Here is an 18866-nt window from a genome sequence, read left to right as displayed (position 1 = left end):
CCTATCAGAGGGGGATAGTATAAAAAAGGCGCGGAAAGCCCCCGGCGGGGCAGATATCCGTGAAACTGCGGATAGAGCGCCTTATTCGGCCAGACTGCTGCCGGCGAGGGAGGATCCCAACCCTGCAGGCATCCACCCCGGAGAGTGCTTTGGCACCTCCACCGGAGAGAGGCCTCCCGCGAAACCCGCACAAACCCATGGTTCTGCCGGGTTTTTCCGCCCGTTCACTGTACGTTCGCCCAGCGCCCCTTGATCTCGTCGAGCGTACAGTGGCGCACCTCCATCAGGGCGGCCACGATAGCATCGGCGAAGACGAGAGCGGCGGTCTCAAAGATCGTCTCTGCAGGCGTGGTGGCAGTGGCGGAGGCAGAGCGGTACTGTCCGGTCAGCTGGCGCACCTCGAAGTCGTGCGGGACGTCCGGTCTCCGGAGATGGTTCTCTCCAAGGGTCACGACGGTGTCGGCAATGCGCCCGATGGATGATTCAGGTGTGGCGGTGACGAGGGCGATGCGCCCGCCGAGATCGTGGGCTATCTCGCACGTCTCCACCACGGACTTTGTTTCCCCGGAGCCCGAGAATGCCGCCAGCAGGTCGCCGCCCGTGAAAGCAGGGGTGATCGTCTCCCCGACGACGTACGACTCGAACCCGAGGTGCATGAGCCGCATGGCAAACGCCTTTGCTACGAGCCCCGACCGGCCGGCGCCGACGACGTAGATCCGTTTCGCCGAGATGACCTCGTCGAGAAAGCGCGCCGCCTCGTCCTGGTCTACCAATCGGGCGGTTTCTTCCACCCGCGACGCCGTGTGCAGCATAAGATCAAGAATACTGAAACAGTCCGTTTTCATGTACCCGAATCCCTGGTATTTTCATCTGTTCTTCACCTATTTACCGTCTGCGCCTCAGATAGGACATCAGAGATCGACCGGAAGACCGAGGATCTCCTTCTTCCCCCCGAAGACGTCGGCGGCGATCCTGACCAGGCCGCGTGCCGCGCACCACTCGTCGTAGACGACCACAGGCCGCCCGAGGATGTCCCGGACGCCGGGCGCGATCATCGGCCCCATCGAACCGGCAAGCGCCACCGCGGCATCGGGACTCATGAGGAGCATCGCGGCGCACTCCATCGCCGCGAACATGGCGAGCGTCCCGGTCCGGTGCTCCGGGGGGCAGGCGTAGTCCACGCCGGCACGGAGGAACGCCTCGTTTGCCGTGCATTCTCCCCGGTCGATCTTTCTGATAGCGTCGACGTCGAGAGCGCCGTGCCGGGTTCCCGGCGCGAAGACGCAGGCGTCGAACGCCCCCACGAGGCGGCCGCCGGACACGAGGAGGGTGACGGTGTTGGAACTGGTATCGCAGACCACCAGATCGCCGCCGAGGTCATGGGCGACTTCGTAGGCGATCCCGATCTTCTCCGGGCTGGCCTGGTGCGAGTATACCTTGAAGCGCGGATCGGTGGGGGATCCGCGGTGCAGGCCAGGCACAACCACCGCAGGGAGGCCTGACCGCGCGATCTCGTCGTAGACCCGCGTCCCGCCGCCGATATGCTTGCCTGCCCCCTCCCGGCTCACGATGCCCCGGTTCTCCACCTTCCGAATATCGGTGACCGCGCTGATGCCGTCACCCATGGAATAGCAGACAGCCACCCCCTCGATCTCGTCGTGGGGGCAGAACCGCGCAAGGTCCCGGTAGTCGAACGTCCGGGCATCCTCCCGCGAGATCTTGAACTCCGTCTCACCGCACGAGAACCGCATGGCTGTCGTTCCATGATCTATCCCGATGTACATAAGCAGTAATCCTATAGCATGGGAGGCATATTATTCTATGATGTTCTGTATCGTGACGGGCGGCGCCGGATTCATCGGCTCGCACATCGTAGATGCCCTGGTGGCGGACGGCCACGACGTTCTGGTGCTCGACAACTGCAGTGCCGGGACGCGGGAGAACCTCGCGCGGCACCTTGAGGACGGGCGGCTCACCTTCTGCGAGGAGAACCTGCTCCACGACGGCTGGCAGCAGCACTTCGCCGGCGCGGACCGGATCTATCACATCGCCGCAGACCCCGACGTGCGCCAGAGCGCCTTTGCACCGGAGACGCAGGTGAACAACAATATCCTGGCCACCTACCGGGTGCTTGAAGCGATGCGGGTTGCCGGGGTTCCGGAACTCGTCTTCACCTCGACCTCGACCGTCTACGGTGAAGCCGCGACCATCCCGACGCCCGAGACCTATACCCCGCTCGAACCTATCTCGGTCTACGGTGCGAGCAAGCTTGCGTGTGAGGCGCTGATCTCGTCGTACTGCCACTCGTTCGGCATGCGGGGATGGGTCTACCGGTTTGCAAACATCATCGGGGAGCGGAGCGGTCACGGGGTCATCACCGATTTCATCAGAAAACTGCGGGAGAACCCGCAGGAACTCGAGATCCTCGGCGACGGGCGGCAGACCAAGTCCTACCTGGACGTCGGCGAATGTGTCCGGGCGCTCGAGTTCGGGGTCGCCCACGCACGCGACACGGTCAATACCTTCAATATCGGATCCGAGGACTGGATCGACGTGGTCTCGATCGCCGACATTATTGTCGAGGAGATGGGGCTTGCCGGCGTGCAGTACCGGTTCACCGGCGGCAGCCGCGGGTGGGTGGGCGACGTCCCGAAGATGCAGCTCTCCATCGAGAAGATGAAGAGCATCGGCTGGAAGCCGGAGATCACGTCGTCGGAGAGCGTGCGCCGGGCGGTCCGCGCCATGCTCGCATAACGGAGAATCCATGGACGCCGTTTCCGCGCTCTTCCTGATGATCGCAAGCGCCCTGCCCTTCGTGGAGGCGCGCTACGCCATTCCCCCGGCCATCCTCTCCGGGCAGTTCACCGCACCCGAAGCCTTCCTCCTCGGGTTCATCGGCAACGTCATTCCGGTGATCGTCGTGCTGCTCCTGCTCGAGCCGGTCTCGATCTTCCTTTCCAGCCACTCGCGGCATTTCGAGCGGTTCTTTACCTGGCTCTTTGACCGGACGCGCAAACACAGCGAGCGGTTCGAGCGGTGGGGCGCCCTTGCCCTGATGCCGTTCGTCGCGGTTCCCCTGCCGGTGACCGGTGCGTGGACGGCCTGCGCCGCCGCATTCGTCTTCGGCATCCGCTTCCGCTACGCGCTGCCGACGATCGCAGCAGGCATCCTGATCGCGGCACTGATCACGACGCTCACGACCATCGGCCTTCTTGGAGGATTCGCATGAAGTACATCGTCATCCTCGGGGACGGCATGGCCGACGAGCCGCTCGCGGAGCTCGGCGGCAAGACACCGCTCGAGTACGCCCGCACGCCGAATATGGACCGGATCGCCCGCGAAGGGCGGTGCGGGATGCTCAGGACCGTTCCCGCCGGCTTCGAACCCGGGAGCGACATCGCCAACCTCTCGGTCCTCGGCTATGACCCCGCGGAGTCCTATACCGGACGCGGAGCACTCGAGGCGGCGAGCATCGGGGTCGATCTCGGCGAGGACGATGTCGCCTACCGCTGCAACCTGGTCACGGTCCGGGACGGCGTGATGGAAGACTTCAACGCCGGGCACATAGCAAGCAGCGACGGTGCCGACCTCCTCCGCACCCTCGATGCCGGACTCGAGGGTGTCCGGTTCTATCCCGGCATCAGTTACCGCAACCTCATGGTGGTGCCGGGCGGCGAGGGCGCCGCCACGACACCGCCCCACGACATCGTCGGCCGGTCGGTCGAACCGTACCTCCCGAAGGGAGCCGATGCTGACCTCCTCCTCCGGTGCATGGAGGCGAGCAGGGAGGTCTTTGCCGCCCACCCGGCGAACCGGCGCCGCGTGCAGGAGGGGAAACTGCCCGCAACGCAGATATGGCCGTGGAGCGGCGGGAAGAGACCCTACCTCCCCCTGTTCCGGGAGAAGTACGATCTTTCCGGCGGGATGATCTCGGCGGTCGATCTCCTCGCCGGCATCGCACGCCTCGCCGGGATGGAGGTGATCTCCGTCCCCGGCGCCACCGGCTACCTGGACACCGATTACGAGGCCAAGGCGCGGTACGCGGTGGACGCCCTTCAGCGTCTCGATTTTGTTTACATGCACGTCGAGGCGCCGGACGAGGCCGGGCATATGGGAAGCGTTGAAGAGAAAGTCCGCGCTATCGAGCGGCTCGACGAGGCGATAGGCCCGATCCTCGATGTGCCAGACCTCGTCGTGGCGGTGCTCCCCGACCACCCGACGCCGATCCGCACCAAAACACACAGCAGCGATCCGGTGCCGTTCGCCATCCTCGGGAAGGGAACGGACGGCACGAGGGCATTCTCAGAGAAAGAGGCAGCGCGGGGATCCTACGGCCTTCTGCAGGCGAAGAACTTCCTGGAGATGCTCTTCTCATGAAGCAGAATGCTTAATACCCCTCTCCCACGATGACTGATACAATGGAAACGATACCGGTTGCGCTGGAACGGTCCGAAGGGGTCGGATACGTCATTCCGCTGGGGGCGGTGAACCTGGTAACGGTGGTGGCGGCACGCGGCATGGTCGGCTGCGGTGCGTTCGATGTCGCCGCGCTCGACGCCTTCGGGTACCCGGCAGCCCGCGTCCGGCCCTCCCGCGGAACCTCGATTGCCACGGTGGACGATCTCCTCGACGGCACGATCAGAGAGGCGAATGCCGCAGCCGGGAAGCTCGGCGTCCGGGAAGGGATGAGCGGGAAGGAAGCGCTCGACCTGCTCTCGTGAAGCCGGATAATGCGATCGGCATGCACGGTACACATCGGGGGCACACCAGGTGACTGACAAGATACGTCCGCTGTCGTCCGGGGACCTCTCCCGGATTATTACGGACCTGGAACGGGAGGCAGGATCGCTCTCGCCGCTCCAGAAGGTGCTGCTGGGCACCGACGGCTCGGTGACGAATCTGCTTGAGATGGCGACCGGCCACCCTGTCGAAGTCGTCACCCGCGTGCAGGAGGTGAGGCCGGCGGATCCGGAGACCGCCGCTGAACTCGGGGTCGAACCGGGCGATGCGGTCAACTACCGGGTTGTGGAGCTCCGGGACACCCTGACCGGCGAAACACTCATCTATGCCGTCTCGTTCACGCCGCTGCAGCGCCTTGCGCCGGATTTCAGAGACGACCTCCTCCGGGCGGATATCCCCATCGGCAGGATCTTACGAAGGCACCGGATCGAATCGCGGCGGGAGATCACCGACGCCCGTATCGTCCCCGCCGATCCGCACCTCAGCAGCATCTTCAGGATTCACCGGCAGCAGGCGCTGCTGTCGCGGAAGTACCGCATCATCCACAACCGCCAGCCGCTGATCGCCATCGAAGAGATCTTCCCCTCCACCGCGTTCTCCGAAGAGCGGCGGGTGATCGTGAACGCACCGTCACGGATCCATATCACTCTGCTCGATATGAACGGCAGCCTCGGACGGGTGGACGGCGGGGTCGGGATCGCGCTCGACCATCCCGCCACGGTTCTCGACGCACGCAAGAGTGCCGGCATTGCCGTATACGGAGGCGACGACGAGACCAGGCTCCGCGTCGCCGAGGCTGCCCGGGCGACGGCGGATAGCCTCTCGCTGCCGGGCGGGGCGGAGATCACCGTGCACGACGCGGCCGGACAGCACGTCGGCCTCGGCAGCGGGACGGCGCTCGCACTTGCCGCGGGGAGTGCCCTCTGCAGGCTCTACGGCCGGGACGCCACGGTCCGCGACCTTGCGAAGGTCGTCGGCCGCGGCGGTACCTCCGGCATCGGCACGGCGGTCTTCGAGCAGGGCGGGTTTGTCCTCGACGGCGGACACCGGTTCGGGGTGCCCGGCGGGAAACAGGACTTCCGGCCGTCCGCCGCGTCCCGCGGCACCGAGCCTCCGCCGGTCGTAGCCCGGCACGCATTCCCCGAAGACTGGCGGATCCTGCTGGTCACGCCGCACGCCGGCACCGGCGTGCACGGGGCGACCGAGGTCGATCTCTTCCGGGCGCACTGCCCCGTGCCGCTCGGTGAGGTGCGGGAACTCTGCCACGAAGTGCTGATGCGGCTGATCCCGGGCGTAATCGAGCACGACCTGGACGCCTTCGGCACCGCCGTCAACCGGATCCAGCACCTCGGCTTCAAGAAGGTCGAAGTCGCCGCACAGCCGCCGGTTGTCCCGGCACTCCTGGAGGCTCTGGTCGACGCGGGCGCCGCAGGAGCGGGCTTGAGCTCGTTCGGGCCGACGGTCTACGCCGTCGGGGACACGGGGATGGACGGGGTCGTCGGGGCGGCGCGGGAGGTGCTCGACGGCCGGGGCGGAGGAGCCGTCATCCTCACGAGGGCGAGGAACACCGGGGCGGATGTGGCGGGGGTATGATGCAGTGGCGGGCATCGCTTAGCATATACACTGCATCAAAAGCAGAAACTGTGCGGCATACGATCCCTGCAGCATCATCCGGATGTCAGTAAACCGGGGCAGATCTCTTCAGCTGCCCTGCACTTCCATTCATGAGGTGGTGCAAGGGTGGGCATCTGCTTCCACCGTGCGGTGAACAGAGGGGATGTCACCGGAGAGCAGAGCCGCTGGGAGATATTTTACGATCTCTACAGTGGATACAACCCTGAAACATGATTTTGGCAAATGGTATTACCTCTCCATCTAGTGGAGTGTGCATTTCGCGAATGAGGGAATATCTTTTTCTAGTAGGGTGAGAGTATGGTTCACGGTCGAAATCAGGTATGTCGGATACTCCGCTGCAAATGGGCAGTTTTCACCGTTTCTGCTCTGCGCTCTTCCGAAACATGCCCCTTTACAAGTGCTGTGTGCCCATTGCAGATGCAGCTGAGTGGCTATATTTACCGGATGATGATGGAGGGAAACCCCCATCGGGTGGATGAGTATGGATGTAGGGGTTGTCGGAGTGGGGGCGATGGGAAAGATCCATGCCCACATCGATTCTGAATTGAGACCAGTCAGTTCTCGATACCTGTTCGATATGAACGCAGTTGCGGCAGCAGAGTTTGGCAGGCGTTGCGGTGCTACGAGATATACCAATCCGGATGAGGTACTGAAACTTCGTGTTAAAAAGCAGCATAATCTGAAGTTTCGGGGGTAGTGTGCCATGAAGACACTCATCCTTGCAGGAGGAAGCGGTACCCGGCTCTTCCCGCTCAGCCGCGAGCACTTCCCGAAGCAGTTCATTAAACTCTTCGATGCCGAATCGCTCTTCCAGAAGACGGTCAAGCGTTCACTGCTCTTTTCGTCCCCCCAGGATATTTATGTCGTCACCAATAAGGATCACAGGTTCCTGATCCACGCTCAGCTCGAGGAGATGGGGTGCACCTGTACCATCCTCACCGAACCCGTCGGGAAGAATACTCTTCCGGCGATCTACTACGGCGTCAAAACGATCGGCGATGAGGATGACCACGACAATATTGCCGTGGTCTCCTCCGACCACCTGATAGATACCAACACCGCATATGTCGATGCATTCCAGGCTGCCGACCGACTGGCCGAGAAGTACCTCGTTGTCTTCGGTGTGCGGCCGACCTGCCCGCATACCGGCTACGGCTACATCCGGCTTGGTGAGGGGCTTGGTGACGGTTCCCTCGTCGACACTTTCGTAGAGAAGCCGGATGCAGAAACCGCGGTGCGCTACTGTACCGGCGGCTACCTCTGGAACAGCGGGATGTTCGTCTTCTCCCCAAAACTCTTCCTGCAGGAGTGTGCATGCCATGCCGAGGATGTGGTCAGTGCATTCACCCATCCTGTTGAGCAAGCGTACGACCTGACGCCAAAGATCTCGATCGACTACGGCATCATGGAGAAGACTGATAAAGCCGCCGTGGTTCCCCTCGAGGCTGCGTGGAACGATGTCGGCAACTTCGATGCACTGTATAGCATCTTTCCCAAGAACGGCGATCAAAACGCCGTCCGCGGCGAATATATCGGCATCAACTCGCATGACAACCTGATCGTCAGCGACCGCCTGGTCGCGACGGTCGGCGTCCGCGACCTTGCTATCATCGAGACGAAGGACGCTGTTCTCGTGGCATCGCGCAGCGAAGCCCAACATGTCGGCGAGATCGCCAAACTGCTGAAAGAGAAGGGCGATCAGCGTTCAGCGTTCCACACCAAGGTGCACCGTCCATGGGGGTCGTATACAACCCTTGAGGACGGCCAGGCCTATAAGATCAAGCGGGTAACCGTCCCGCCGAAGAAGCGCCTTTCCCTCCAGATGCACCACCACAGGAGCGAGCACTGGGTAGTCGTCCGGGGGACTGCTGAGGTGACGGTCGGTGAGGAGTGCTACCTTCTCAGGAGTGGAGAGAGCACATTTGTGCCGGCGGGTACGGTGCATCGCCTGAAGAACCCCGGACTCCTGCCGCTCGAATTGATTGAGGTGCAGATCGGGGAGTACACCGGTGAAGATGATATCGTGCGGTACAAGGATGATTTTGATCGTATCTAAGGTATATGTGGTGGTTTGTAATGCCAAAAGTAGCGCATATGGATGCGGAACTGCGGCTCGGGAATCTGGATGCCATGCGGGACTGGGGATTTGCCAGCGACTATGTGCAGATAATGTGGCTGACGCACCAGCAGAGGGCTTTGGACGACTACGTCGTCGCCACCGGAGAGACCCACTCAGTGCGTGAGTTCGTGGATCTTCCATTCCGTGAGTTCGACCTGAACTACGAGGACTACATCGTGATCGATCCGAAGTTCTTCCAGCCGGCCGAGGTGAACTTCCTGCAGGGGGATGCATTCAAGGCACAGGAGACACTTAAGTGGAGTTCGGACGTTTAATTTGCAGATTTCGTGCAGATAATGGTTCGAGCAGATATACAGCGGTGTAACCATAATCGAATATAGACCAAACGGTGACCTGCTTTGAGTGTAGTGAGAGATGTTGTAAAAAATACCTTATCACTAGGTTTTGCGGAGATTGTAACGAAATTTCTGGCATTCCTGCTCATTGTCATCGTCGCACGATATCTTGGGGACGCTGAATTCGGGAAATACTCATTTGCATTTGCATTTGCACTTTTCGTCTCGATACTATCGGATCTAGGCCTCAGCTCACTTACAATCCGAGAAATCGCGAGAAGGAATGATCAAGCGGGGGAATACTTCGGGACAATTTTGATAATAAAACTTGCTTTATCTATCTTTTCCTTTACGGTTCTCATGGTCATTATCAATCTCATGGGGTATCCTTCTGACACAGGTTTAGCGGTATATCTCGCCGGGGCGTATACCATTCTCAATTCCTTTAACCAGTTTTTCCGCTCGATATTCCGTGCATTTGAAAAGATGGAGTACGAATTGATTGTCCGGATTGTAGAATACCTACTCATATTCGCTCTGGCCATGCTCTTTATCATACAGGGTTACGGGCTCATTGCCATTATCTCTGCTTTCCTGTTCGGAGAGATTGTCTGTTTTGTGCTTAGTGCTGCGCTCGTTGTAAAGAGGTTTACAAAGCCGACATTCAAGTATGATCTAGCCTTCCTTCGTTCGATCGTAACTAAAGCTCTGCCGTTTGGCCTGACGGCAATTTTTGTCGTGATCTATTTCAAGATTGACACGGTCATGCTCTCACTCATGTCCGGATATGCTGTTGTCGGGTGGTACACTGCATCCTATAATATAATTGAAGGACTGACTGCTCTAGTTGCTGGATCTGTAGCGGGTGTTTTGTACCCAATCTATTCCCGTAAATTTTTACATTCTGAAGAACATTTGAAGCGTATATACCTTCAATCCTTTCAGATCATGTTTATTGTTGGACTCCTGATCGCTCTGTTTGTCACATTCTTTTCCCAGACTATTGTCGACATCCTTTACGGCCCGGAGTATGCTCCCGCAGCGGCAACATTGAGTATCTTGATATGGGCTTTCTTTATCATCTGTATTAGTAACATGACCAGCACTTTATTGAACGCTGTGAATATGCAAAGGATCGTCGTCATCGGAACCGGCTTGGGTGCATTAGTGAATGTAACTCTCAATTTGATATTCATTCCCCAATATGGCATGGTCGGGGCGGCTTGGGCGACAGTGATCACTGAAGTTTTGGGTATTGGTTTGTATTTATACTATTCATTGCGAGTCTTGGAAATCGATCGGGCAAGCGGTTTACTCATTGGTTCAACGCTGAAAGAAAATGTCCAATTTTTACGCAATTTGATCAAGCAATAACCAATTATAGTTCTTGGCGCTACCCTTTTGAACCTTGACGATCCTCAGCCTTCATGACCGGGCGTGAACTGATCGCGATCGCGAAACACGTTCCCTACTCCGTCTTGAAGAAACGGATCAAGCACCACAAAGGGTTGCCCGAAGTGCTGCCGCGCCTTCTGTTTATCCGGCTGCGGTACAAGGGAGTGAGTGTCGTCAAAGCAGCGGATGCTGTCGGCGTCTCCGGTCAGACGGGCTACAACTGGCAGGAGCGCTGGAATGCCGAAGGGTTTGAGGGGCTTGTTCCGCGGTATGCCGGAGGGCATCCCTCCAAACTCACCGACGAGCAGAAAGCCGAATTGCTTGAGCTGTTGCGGGAGAAGGATCACTGGACGACCGTCGAAGCACAACGTCTGATCCAGTCTCACTTTGGCGTTGCGTACAGCCAGGATCAGGTCCGGCGCATTCTGAAGTCGTTCGGCATGCACTATGGAAAACCCTCTCCACGGGATTACCGCAGACCTGCGGATGCAGAGACGATTCTCAAAAAAAACTCCCGCGGATGAGCAAGCATACGGTGCTCGGGTTCCTGGATGAGTGCTCTCCACAAACGACTGCCAATACCCAGCGGATGTGGTCGTTCGACCACACGCCGCTCGTGAAGAATACGAAGAAGATCCGAGCCAACACCTTTGCCATTCTTGCCGTCAAAGGAACCTCCATCGTCACCTTCCGGGAACGCTCCAAACAGGAAGACGTCAGAGAGGTCTTGAGAGCGTATAGAAAAGCAAATCCCAAAAAACGGCTCGTCATCGTGCTCGACAACTTCAAGTCACACCACGCGATTCTCGTCAGGCAGTACGCCGCCGGCAACAACATCCGCCTCGCGTATCTTCCACCATACTCCCCGGATCTCAATCCCATCGAACAGATCTGGCGAGCGATCAAGCGAGAGGTCTCGGCGACGTTCGTCAGGGACTATGAGCACATGACTGTCACGATTGCACGAGCATTCGAGAGACTGGCGGCGAAGAGAACCTACTGGGAGAAATGGGTCCAGAAATTCCTGAGTCCAAAGTATGCTTCAAGGATGTTGAGCCAGTAACTATAACTAAACTATAACTATATTCTCCATGAGCCAATCGTGAGCAATGTTGTCGAAGCAGCCCGCAATATCCCCTTCCAGAATCCATTGGGCTGAAGTCTTTTTCGATAGGCAGTGCCGTGTTGAATAACTCTGGTCACCCGACCACAAAAGTGAAGGTGACGGCCGCCCCTGCCGCCCCTCCATGGTTAAGAACGAACGCTGGGGACGACCGTGTCCTGACACTCGCGACTGGAGTATCTATAATGAACGGCTGGTTCGGCGGGGTGAACTCTACATCGCACTTGATTTCCTCAATCGCTGGGACGACCTGCTTGCGGAGATGAATGCCGGGAAGTGTGGTCGTCCGTATAAGTATCCGGAACCGTTCATTGTGTGGATGGCCTGCATCCACATCTTTCTCCTGATGCCCTACCGCCAGATGGAGGGATTTGTCCGGAAACTCGCGGAGTTCATCCCCCGTCTCACGGCGGCGGACTACACCACGCTCTTCCGGCGGATAGAGCAGCTGGATCTCTCCCTGAAGGTCACTCCCGAGTTCCTTGCCGAGGACGTGATCATCGCGGTCGACAGCACCGCGATTACCGTCACGAACCGAGGTGAATGGATGCGGGAGAAGTGGAAAGTCCGGCGCGGGTGGATAAAAGTGCATGCGATGATCGACGTCGAGAGCAACCAGATCCTCGGCCTCGAAGTCACCGACGAGTCGGTGCAGGACGACCAGATGTTCGCTCCGCTTCTCGAGCAAGCCGTACAGAACTGCGGCGAGGAGCACCCGGTATACCTGGTGCTTGGTGACGGAGCATACGATAGAAATGAGATCTTCAACCTCCTCGAGAAACGGGGCATCCTCTCCGGGATCAAGACCCGGAACGATGCCGCAACCCACTCCACCGGGTCACCCTATCGTGCCGAATGCGTCAGAGACCGCAACAGACTGGGGGGTTATCGGATGTGGGCGCAAAAGAACAACTACGGCATGCGATGGAAGGTTGAAGGAGACTTCTCCAGTCTCAAACGGATCTTTGGCGAAGGTGTGCGCGCAACGTCACGGGAGGGCATGTTCCGCGAGATCCAGATGAAAGTGAACTGGTACAACATGCTGATTGCTGCGGTGGCCTGAGCGAAGCCGCCGCTGGATGAACGGTAGGGGAACCCTTCAGGCATTATGCAACACGGCAGGGGGGGGCTAAGTATTATAAATAAAGATTACCAAGGTGGCGTGACGTAGCTAAACTAAACGAATACAATTGGAAACCACAAGTGTATCGCTTGTTGATAGATCAAACACAATAAACAATTTCAGACAACGTATGCAAATACGGAATATCCTCACGATGAATGACTGGGACATGCGATCTACTTTCCTTGTAGTGCTTACTCTCCAAATTGCATTTACTAGTTCAATTTTCTTTGAAAACTTCGGGACATTCTTTCCCATTATTCGACAAACCGTGGGCTTTCTTTTTCTCACCTTCGTTCCGGGAATACTCTTACTACGCATCCTCCGAATTCACAAAATCGGCAATCTCAAAACCCTGGTCTATTCAGTGGGTCTCTCAATCACAATTTTGATGCTAATGGGGTTCTGTATAAGCATCATATATCCCCTCTGTGGCATATCCCGTCCAATTTCACTCTATCCTCTCCTGATTACTATCAACATTATCACTATGTTCCTCATTCCCTTGGCCTACATCAGAGACAGAACATTTGCTTCGCCTAACTATATAGAACTCCGAGAAGTTTTCGCCACACCTATTTTAGCGCTCTCGCTTCTTCCTTTCGGTGCCATTGCCGGAACGTATCTCATGAACAATTATGGCATAAATTTCCTTCTCATGATCCTACTCACCATCATATCTCTTATCCCAATAGTAATTGCATATACCAAATGGATTCCAAGGAAATACTATCCGTATGTAGTGTTTTCCGTGGCACTCACCCTGCTGTATCATACTAGCCTAATTTCGATGTACATCTGGGGCTGGGACATCCAATATGAATGCTATCTAACCAGCAATGTAATCCAGAATGGATTCTGGGATCCAACCATACAGAGCACCTGCAATGCCATGCTCAGCCTTGTAATGCTCGTACCCCTCTATTCAATTACCCTCAACTTGGCCGTTGACTGGGTCTTCAAGATCATATATCCATTTCTTTTTACCTTTGTCCCTCTGGGACTTTATGCCACATTCAGGCAGCAGACACATGAATCTATAGCCCTTTTTGGCTGTTTTTTCTTAATCTTTACTTTTGTTTATTATAATGAAATGCTCTCCCTTGCTAGGCAGGAGGTCGCTGAACTCTTTGTTGTTTTGATCATTCTTTCAACGATCGATTCTAATTTGTCCAGAAAGCAGAAGATTTTTCTTTTTTTTGCATTTAGCACCTCTCTAATAGTATCACATTACGGACTAGCGTACCTCTTTATGTACATCCTCTTTCTAACGTCGATCCTTGTAGCTCTGGGACTCAGTTTAAATATCCAGAACAATATCGATCACTATTTTAGGTGGATGCAGGGGAAGTTATACATTTTATCGGGGCTAAACTTGAACAAAATAAAATCACCCGGATATAGAATCCCACTACATGCAATTTTATTTTATGGACTATTTATTCTAATTTGGTATATTTATACATCCAGTTCGTCCTCTTTCGAAATTCTGCTAAAAATTGTACACCAGGTCAGCACAAATATGCCCTCTGGAATACTTAATCCAGATACCAGTCAAGGCCTTGCAGTCATCATCACAAATACCACTGCACCTCTCCATGAAGTAGGCAAATATCTACACGTACTGGCAATTTTATTTATAACTATCGGTTTTGTGACATCATGGTTGCGTCATAAATGGATATATTTTGATCTCCAGTTTCATCTTCTTGCACTCAGTGCTTTTAGTATCTGTTTCGGAGCACTAATCCTACCCTATTTTTCAAGCGCCATTGGCGTTTCCCGGATATATCATGTAAGCCTCATCTTTTTATCTCTATTTTGCGTCATCGGAGGGATGACCATATTTTCTAAATTTAAACGCATTCGTGAAAAACCAACCCATCCCCTAAAGTTATTCTCTATTTTTTTGGCCATTTTTTTACTGTTCAATTGCGGGTGGATCTACGAGGTTGGCCATGAAAACACGACGAACTTTGCGATCAACAGCACTGTTGACTCAACAAGTTACAATTTGCTTGAAATTCAAGGAGTGAAGTGGTTGTTAAATGTAAAAGAGGCAAACATTCTTTACGCTGACTTATATAGACAACTCCATATACACAGGATTTCTGGACAAAATACCACTTACAATTATCCTATCGATTCTAATTCCATGGATCTCCCCTCATATTCATACTTTGGTGAATATAATAAATTAAGTTTGGAATTAATCACGTATGATCGCTGGCAAGTCCTCAACTCCTATACCTATTATCCTGTAACCTCCTATGTCTCACGCTCCAATAGGATCTACGATAATGGGGGGCCAATGGTGTATTACAATGATCTTCCACCTCAACTTTCACATTAAGACTGAACACTCCAGTGGATATGAAAACCATCCAGTGTGTATGCGACGTCTCTGCCCCAGTTCTGGTTTAGGTGCCGGGAGAGGAGATACATCAGGGAAAGCAGGGGAAGATCTCTCAATATGAGTTAGGAAATATCGGATGATTTCATCATCAATCAATTATCTTACGATAGAATATATTCAATTTCTCTCCGATGCTCTCCCAATCATATTGCTCTTCAGCAAGTATTTTACCATTCTGACCAAGTGTTTTACAACACTTTTCATCACAGACTAGACACATAATTGCTTCAATGAACTCACCATCCACCCCGTCTACAATAATTGCATCCTTGCCATTCACAGCATTTATCCCCTCAATACCCTTTTTTGTTGTAACAATCGGCAAAGCTGCACCCAAGTAGTCAAGGATCTTTAGTTTAGTCCCACCTCCGCTTAGCAGAGGTACAATAGCAATGTCGGCAGTGTGTAGCAGCAAATCAAGATCCTCAACGAAACCAATCGACTTAACATTTTCCTTCTCAAATATCGGAACCCCATTTCCTGCTAATAGAAATACTACATCCGCAACCTGACATTTAATCCTTGGCGCAATTTCATTAATTATTAGGTTAAACGCCTCCCTGTTCGGAGGATAGGAATACGTACCATGAAACAGAATTACTTTTGCATTAGACAAACCTAAAGTGGCTTTCAGAACTTCCTTTCTATAATCCAGATCATGGTTGCGGATGACGGTTCCCGACGGGATGACCATAACTTTGTTTTCGTTCAAATTGTACTTTGTAATGAAGCGCAGTCGATCTTCATCACTCACAGAAATGACATAATCCGATGCAAATATTACGGTCAGCCACTCAAGGGTTGAAATATAGATTTCAAAGAAATACTGCGTCAAAAGGTTGTAATCTAGTATCCGCATCTGTTTTACGGTGTCACTCTCGACGTTGTGTGCATCATAGATTACAGGCGTTTTCTTTTTAAGCAACCACAGTAACAATTTCGTGGAAATAAAACCATATGGAAAAGAGATCTGGATAAGGTCTATTTTAGTATTCTTTACCGTGTCGTATAAGATAGATAGAAAACTCGGATTGATATCCAAAAGAAAGGACATTGGTCTCTTAAATAAATAATTTTCATGATAATACTTGACCTCAATATTTGGGTAACCTTCCGGTTTATCATGAATATACCGATCTGATTCGCATACAATTACGTCATTCCTTCGACTCAATTCTAACAATAACTTATTTTTTCTAATGTCTGCGCCCTCTTTTGGATTAAAGGTATTACCATGGTTCGAAAGAGCAAGTATCTTCATATTATCTTCCTAAAACAGTATTATATGCCGCAATGTAATCTTCAGCAATTCTGTCCCAAGACAGTCCCTCTGATTTCTTTTTTACATTCTTTTCCATCGTAATTCTGAGATCTGGATCAATCAATTCTGCTATGACAAGCAGACCTCTTTTCATTGATTTATTCCCTCTGCCTTTCAATTACTTTTTCGTATACTGTAACGTGCCTCTCAGCAATCCGATTCCAAGAATGCTGCCTCGCTTTCTTAAGAGCATTTTGCGACATGCTTTGCCTCAAGTCTTCGTTGCGTAAGATTCTGATCACTCCATTAGCAAGTGCAATCTCATCTTCAGGGGGTATTATTAAGCCTTCCTTCCCATCTTGTACCAGATTTGGAAAATCTCCTAAATTTGTTGCAACAACTGGTTTTCCAAAGGCAAATGCGACATTTACAACGCCACTATGCCCCTGGTGACGGATATATGGTAATACAACCACCTTTGCGCGTTGAAAGAGGCTGCCGACCATCTCATTAGGTATATATTCATTATGAATTTCAAATTTTGACTCATCAACAATATTCTTTCTATACTCAGAGAGATCTCCTTCTCCAGCAATGACCACTTTGAGGTTTGGAATTTCTCTGTTTATATGCGGGATCGACTTAATCAAAACATCTACACCTTTGTTATTAAGTATATAACCAAAAAAGAGAATCACCTCTTCTGACCGATAATCAGTACTCTCATCAGGATTATCGTCATTGAGTCTGTTAAATAGCGAAAATGATCCATGAGGTATTATTGCTATCTGATCTTCAATGATGCCCTTCGCGATCAAGCCTTTCTTATTATCTTCTGTGTGGACAATTAATTCTCTAAATTTAACAAACCTATTTGCCACCTCATTTAATGAGTCAATAAAGCCCATACTGAGATTAAAGTTATTAAATTGAGCATCTCTAAGTGATCTAAAGACCCCATGCACAGTACATACGATATTATAATTCTTGTCCAGTTTATAGAGGTGAGAAAAGAATGAGACTTGTGGGGATGGAATTGTAAAGTGTACGATGTCTGGGTTGACAGATTTGATGCAACGTAACTTCTTATATGATAATAACGCACGCATGTTTTTATATGATAACAGGGACACTAACGATCGGCTGGATGTCCGATCAAAATTAAACGGTTTAAATAGGTTGTACACTTGAACATCGCTCGAGAATAGGTTATCATTCTCATCCTGCGCTTTAATTACTACAACATCCTCAATTTTTGCCATTGCGTTTGCTAATTCTGCAGTATAGTGTACAATTCCACCCCAGCTCACTGGCAGTACATATACAATTTTCATAGGTTCTCTCCGAGATTTAAAGGACTTAATTTAACTTTGTAGCACCTTCTCATTACTTGATCACCAGATGTCATACCATCCTTTAATGCACTTTCAATGCCCGATTCCGTAATGTAAGCTCTCCCCCGCCCAATTTCAAACGATAAATAAGAGTTACCTCCAGCAATCATCATTTTTGAAATGTTTGTGCAAAAGCATGGGCTTGTCGGATTTTTTTTCTGCAGTTTCTCGGGCATTAAAATATTCAATGAGATCCACACACTTGATCGACTTATTAGGGAAAACAAAGCGGCAGGATGGATGAGCAAGGATGCGTATTCCCCCGGATCATGACTTTCAGTGGTCACCTCTGCAGACGTTCGTGTTTTGCCCTCCTCATTTAAGAATAACCCTGTTACGTCATCATACTCGACCTTAACCTCAGCCCCGACAATTACCTCAATGTCTCTGTTTCGGTATAGTTTGGGGGTGGCAAAGACGCCCTTTATAACATTATGATCGGTTATGGCAATGCCATCCATGTTTTTTCTTTTCGCAGTTTTGATGATTTCTGGCGACAATAATGAGTCTTGAAAATATTTTGAGTAGATGTGTAAATCATAGATCATGCAAAATCTCCCGCATTGGCTTAAAATTGAACTCTTTCAATATCCCTTCTAGCTTTTTCAGAGCGGAAGCAATTCCATAGTATGTTACAATATATCTAGGAGGTAACATCCGGACTCTTGGTGTCTCTTGATATGTTTCCCAAGGATGGACATATATTATGGCGGGTCTTTTCTCTTTATTTACGCTACGGATACCCCATTTCAAAAACATTTCTGGAAGTGCACGAATATAAAATCCTCCAGCAATTGGAATATTTTTACCCATATTAAGTACAGTTAGCGGAAACTCAATTATTGGACCCTCGGGATCGTGCAGAGCAATATTGGTCTTACAAGGTCTGTAGATGTGGACGGGAGCTTCAGGAACGCCATATAATGATGTCTTTATTGGGAAAACACTTGAATCATACAGAAAGCCCTGATCTCTTAGAATTTCCAAGGCCCATAGAGTATCATTATTCAAAGAGAATGATGGAGCTCTATACCCTATAGGGTGATATTTGCCTAAATACATCATAGCTCTTTTGAGATCCTCTTCAAAACCCATCTCACCTAGATCAACTAACGTCTTATGAGAATACCCATGACAACCAATTTCATGTCCTCGTGTATGAATATTATAAATAAGCTCCGGATACTTTTCGGCAACCATTCCCAAGACAAAGAAGGTAGCGCTCACATCATATGCATCGAGTAACTTAAGTAATGGATCTACAGATTCAGTGATTAAATCGTCTTTTTTCTTTGGAATGCAATTTTTGAGAAGTTCTATGCTCCACCAGTACTCCAAGTCAATACTCAGTCCATTTATCATAT

19 protein-coding genes are annotated in these 18866 nt (G+C 52.3%); 12 read left to right on the top strand and 7 right to left on the bottom strand.

Features of this window, described 5'->3' with window-relative positions:
* Positions 1-224: 224 nt before the first annotated feature.
* Positions 225-812, bottom strand: coding sequence for a 6-phospho-3-hexuloisomerase (gene hxlB, locus FGU65_RS10995; RefSeq protein WP_301664518.1), 588 nt, complete (start codon positions 810-812; stop codon positions 225-227).
* A 99-nt stretch (positions 813-911) separates the two neighbouring features.
* Complete coding sequence (locus FGU65_RS10990) at positions 912-1784, bottom strand: methanogenesis marker 12 protein (RefSeq protein WP_301664517.1); 873 nt, start codon at positions 1782-1784, stop codon at positions 912-914.
* A gap of 40 nt (positions 1785-1824) precedes the next feature.
* On the opposite strand from FGU65_RS10990, the gene FGU65_RS10985 reads away from it, so the two are divergent.
* From FGU65_RS10985 to FGU65_RS10930, 12 genes are all read left to right on the top strand, one after another.
* Positions 1825-2754, top strand: coding sequence for an NAD-dependent epimerase/dehydratase family protein (locus FGU65_RS10985; RefSeq protein ID WP_301664640.1), 930 nt, complete (start codon positions 1825-1827; stop codon positions 2752-2754).
* A gap of 10 nt (positions 2755-2764) precedes the next feature.
* On the top strand, positions 2765-3229 hold the full coding sequence (locus tag FGU65_RS10980) for a COG2426 family protein (protein ID WP_301664516.1): 465 nt from the start codon (positions 2765-2767) through the stop codon (positions 3227-3229).
* Entirely contained in the window at positions 3226-4377 is a 1152-nt protein-coding gene (locus FGU65_RS10975; RefSeq protein ID WP_301664515.1) for a cofactor-independent phosphoglycerate mutase, read from the top strand. Before FGU65_RS10980 ends, FGU65_RS10975 begins: the two co-directional genes overlap by 4 nt.
* A gap of 41 nt (positions 4378-4418) precedes the next feature.
* Positions 4419-4721 carry a YunC family protein gene (locus tag FGU65_RS10970; protein ID WP_301664514.1) on the top strand — a complete coding sequence of 101 codons (303 nt, stop codon included), beginning with the start codon at positions 4419-4421 and terminating at the stop codon, positions 4719-4721.
* A 49-nt stretch (positions 4722-4770) separates the two neighbouring features.
* Positions 4771-6333 carry a beta-ribofuranosylaminobenzene 5'-phosphate synthase gene (locus FGU65_RS10965; protein WP_301664513.1) on the top strand — a complete coding sequence of 521 codons (1563 nt, stop codon included), beginning with the start codon at positions 4771-4773 and terminating at the stop codon, positions 6331-6333.
* 745 nt (positions 6334-7078) lie between these two features.
* Positions 7079-8431 carry a mannose-1-phosphate guanylyltransferase/mannose-6-phosphate isomerase gene (locus FGU65_RS10960; protein WP_301664512.1) on the top strand — a complete coding sequence of 451 codons (1353 nt, stop codon included), beginning with the start codon at positions 7079-7081 and terminating at the stop codon, positions 8429-8431.
* Between the two features lie 20 nt (positions 8432-8451).
* Positions 8452-8769 carry a GDP-mannose 4,6-dehydratase gene (locus FGU65_RS10955; RefSeq protein WP_301664511.1) on the top strand — a complete coding sequence of 106 codons (318 nt, stop codon included), beginning with the start codon at positions 8452-8454 and terminating at the stop codon, positions 8767-8769.
* Positions 8770-8862: 93 nt separating this feature from the next.
* Positions 8863-10164: a flippase gene (locus FGU65_RS10950; protein ID WP_301664510.1), complete on the top strand. Its 1302-nt coding sequence runs from the start codon at positions 8863-8865 to the stop codon at positions 10162-10164.
* Between the two features lie 53 nt (positions 10165-10217).
* Positions 10218-10709 carry an IS630 family transposase gene (locus FGU65_RS10945; protein ID WP_301664509.1) on the top strand — a complete coding sequence of 164 codons (492 nt, stop codon included), beginning with the start codon at positions 10218-10220 and terminating at the stop codon, positions 10707-10709.
* Positions 10706-11248, top strand: a complete 543-nt coding sequence (locus FGU65_RS10940; RefSeq protein WP_301664508.1) for an IS630 family transposase — start codon at positions 10706-10708, stop codon at positions 11246-11248. The genes FGU65_RS10945 and FGU65_RS10940 overlap by 4 nt, the downstream gene beginning before the upstream one ends.
* 184 nt (positions 11249-11432) lie before the next feature.
* On the top strand, positions 11433-12371 hold the full coding sequence (locus tag FGU65_RS10935; RefSeq protein WP_437344447.1) for an IS5 family transposase: 939 nt from the start codon (positions 11433-11435) through the stop codon (positions 12369-12371).
* 550 nt (positions 12372-12921) lie between these two features.
* On the top strand, positions 12922-14784 hold the full coding sequence (locus FGU65_RS10930; protein ID WP_301664507.1) for a DUF2206 domain-containing protein: 1863 nt from the start codon (positions 12922-12924) through the stop codon (positions 14782-14784).
* A 151-nt stretch (positions 14785-14935) separates the two neighbouring features.
* Here FGU65_RS10930 and FGU65_RS10925 read toward each other — a convergent pair whose 3' ends face one another.
* From FGU65_RS10925 to FGU65_RS10905, 5 genes are read right to left on the bottom strand one after another with little or no spacing between them, the layout of a single operon-like run.
* Positions 14936-16108 (bottom strand): glycosyltransferase family 4 protein, encoded by a 1173-nt coding sequence (locus tag FGU65_RS10925; protein WP_301664505.1) that lies wholly within the window; start codon positions 16106-16108, stop codon positions 14936-14938.
* 1 nt (position 16109) lies between these two features.
* A complete protein-coding gene (locus FGU65_RS10920; protein ID WP_301664504.1) occupies positions 16110-16262 on the bottom strand; it encodes a hypothetical protein in 153 nt (50 codons plus the stop codon).
* 4 nt (positions 16263-16266) lie between these two features.
* On the bottom strand, positions 16267-17442 hold the full coding sequence (locus FGU65_RS10915; protein ID WP_301664503.1) for a glycosyltransferase family 4 protein: 1176 nt from the start codon (positions 17440-17442) through the stop codon (positions 16267-16269).
* Complete coding sequence (locus FGU65_RS10910; protein WP_301664502.1) at positions 17439-18050, bottom strand: PHP domain-containing protein; 612 nt, start codon at positions 18048-18050, stop codon at positions 17439-17441. Before FGU65_RS10910 ends, FGU65_RS10915 begins: the two co-directional genes overlap by 4 nt.
* Positions 18040-18864, bottom strand: a complete 825-nt coding sequence (locus tag FGU65_RS10905; protein WP_301664501.1) for a polysaccharide deacetylase family protein — start codon at positions 18862-18864, stop codon at positions 18040-18042. Before FGU65_RS10905 ends, FGU65_RS10910 begins: the two co-directional genes overlap by 11 nt.
* Between the last annotated feature and the right edge of the window lie 2 nt (positions 18865-18866).

Origin of the sequence: Methanoculleus frigidifontis (genome assembly GCF_030464345.1) — an archaeon.
Classification (GTDB): Archaea; Halobacteriota; Methanomicrobia; order Methanomicrobiales; family Methanoculleaceae; genus Methanoculleus_A; species Methanoculleus_A frigidifontis.
Note: the sequence above shows the minus strand (reverse complement) of the source record. Positions and strands in the feature narration are given on the sequence as shown.

What these genes read in the sequence shown, in the direction of transcription:
- hxlB (WP_301664518.1), bottom strand. Translation starts at nt 812, where the DNA reads ATGCTGCACACGGCGTCGCGGGTGGAAGAAACCGCCCGATTGGTAGAC.
- FGU65_RS10990 (WP_301664517.1), bottom strand. Translation starts at nt 1,784, where the DNA reads ATGTACATCGGGATAGATCATGGAACGACAGCCATGCGGTTCTCGTGC.
- FGU65_RS10985 (WP_301664640.1), top strand. Translation starts at nt 1,825, where the DNA reads ATGTTCTGTATCGTGACGGGCGGCGCCGGATTCATCGGCTCGCACATC.
- FGU65_RS10980 (WP_301664516.1), top strand. Translation starts at nt 2,765, where the DNA reads ATGGACGCCGTTTCCGCGCTCTTCCTGATGATCGCAAGCGCCCTGCCC.
- FGU65_RS10975 (WP_301664515.1), top strand. Translation starts at nt 3,226, where the DNA reads ATGAAGTACATCGTCATCCTCGGGGACGGCATGGCCGACGAGCCGCTC.
- FGU65_RS10970 (WP_301664514.1), top strand. Translation starts at nt 4,419, where the DNA reads ATGGAAACGATACCGGTTGCGCTGGAACGGTCCGAAGGGGTCGGATAC.
- FGU65_RS10960 (WP_301664512.1), top strand. Translation starts at nt 7,079, where the DNA reads ATGAAGACACTCATCCTTGCAGGAGGAAGCGGTACCCGGCTCTTCCCG.
- FGU65_RS10955 (WP_301664511.1), top strand. Translation starts at nt 8,452, where the DNA reads ATGCCAAAAGTAGCGCATATGGATGCGGAACTGCGGCTCGGGAATCTG.
- FGU65_RS10945 (WP_301664509.1), top strand. Translation starts at nt 10,218, where the DNA reads ATGACCGGGCGTGAACTGATCGCGATCGCGAAACACGTTCCCTACTCC.
- FGU65_RS10940 (WP_301664508.1), top strand. Translation starts at nt 10,706, where the DNA reads ATGAGCAAGCATACGGTGCTCGGGTTCCTGGATGAGTGCTCTCCACAA.
- FGU65_RS10935 (WP_437344447.1), top strand. Translation starts at nt 11,433, where the DNA reads ATGGTTAAGAACGAACGCTGGGGACGACCGTGTCCTGACACTCGCGAC.
- FGU65_RS10930 (WP_301664507.1), top strand. Translation starts at nt 12,922, where the DNA reads ATGTTCCTCATTCCCTTGGCCTACATCAGAGACAGAACATTTGCTTCG.
- FGU65_RS10925 (WP_301664505.1), bottom strand. Translation starts at nt 16,108, where the DNA reads ATGAAGATACTTGCTCTTTCGAACCATGGTAATACCTTTAATCCAAAA.
- FGU65_RS10920 (WP_301664504.1), bottom strand. Translation starts at nt 16,262, where the DNA reads ATGAAAAGAGGTCTGCTTGTCATAGCAGAATTGATTGATCCAGATCTC.
- FGU65_RS10915 (WP_301664503.1), bottom strand. Translation starts at nt 17,442, where the DNA reads ATGAAAATTGTATATGTACTGCCAGTGAGCTGGGGTGGAATTGTACAC.
- FGU65_RS10910 (WP_301664502.1), bottom strand. Translation starts at nt 18,050, where the DNA reads ATGATCTATGATTTACACATCTACTCAAAATATTTTCAAGACTCATTA.
- FGU65_RS10905 (WP_301664501.1), bottom strand. Translation starts at nt 18,864, where the DNA reads ATGATAAATGGACTGAGTATTGACTTGGAGTACTGGTGGAGCATAGAA.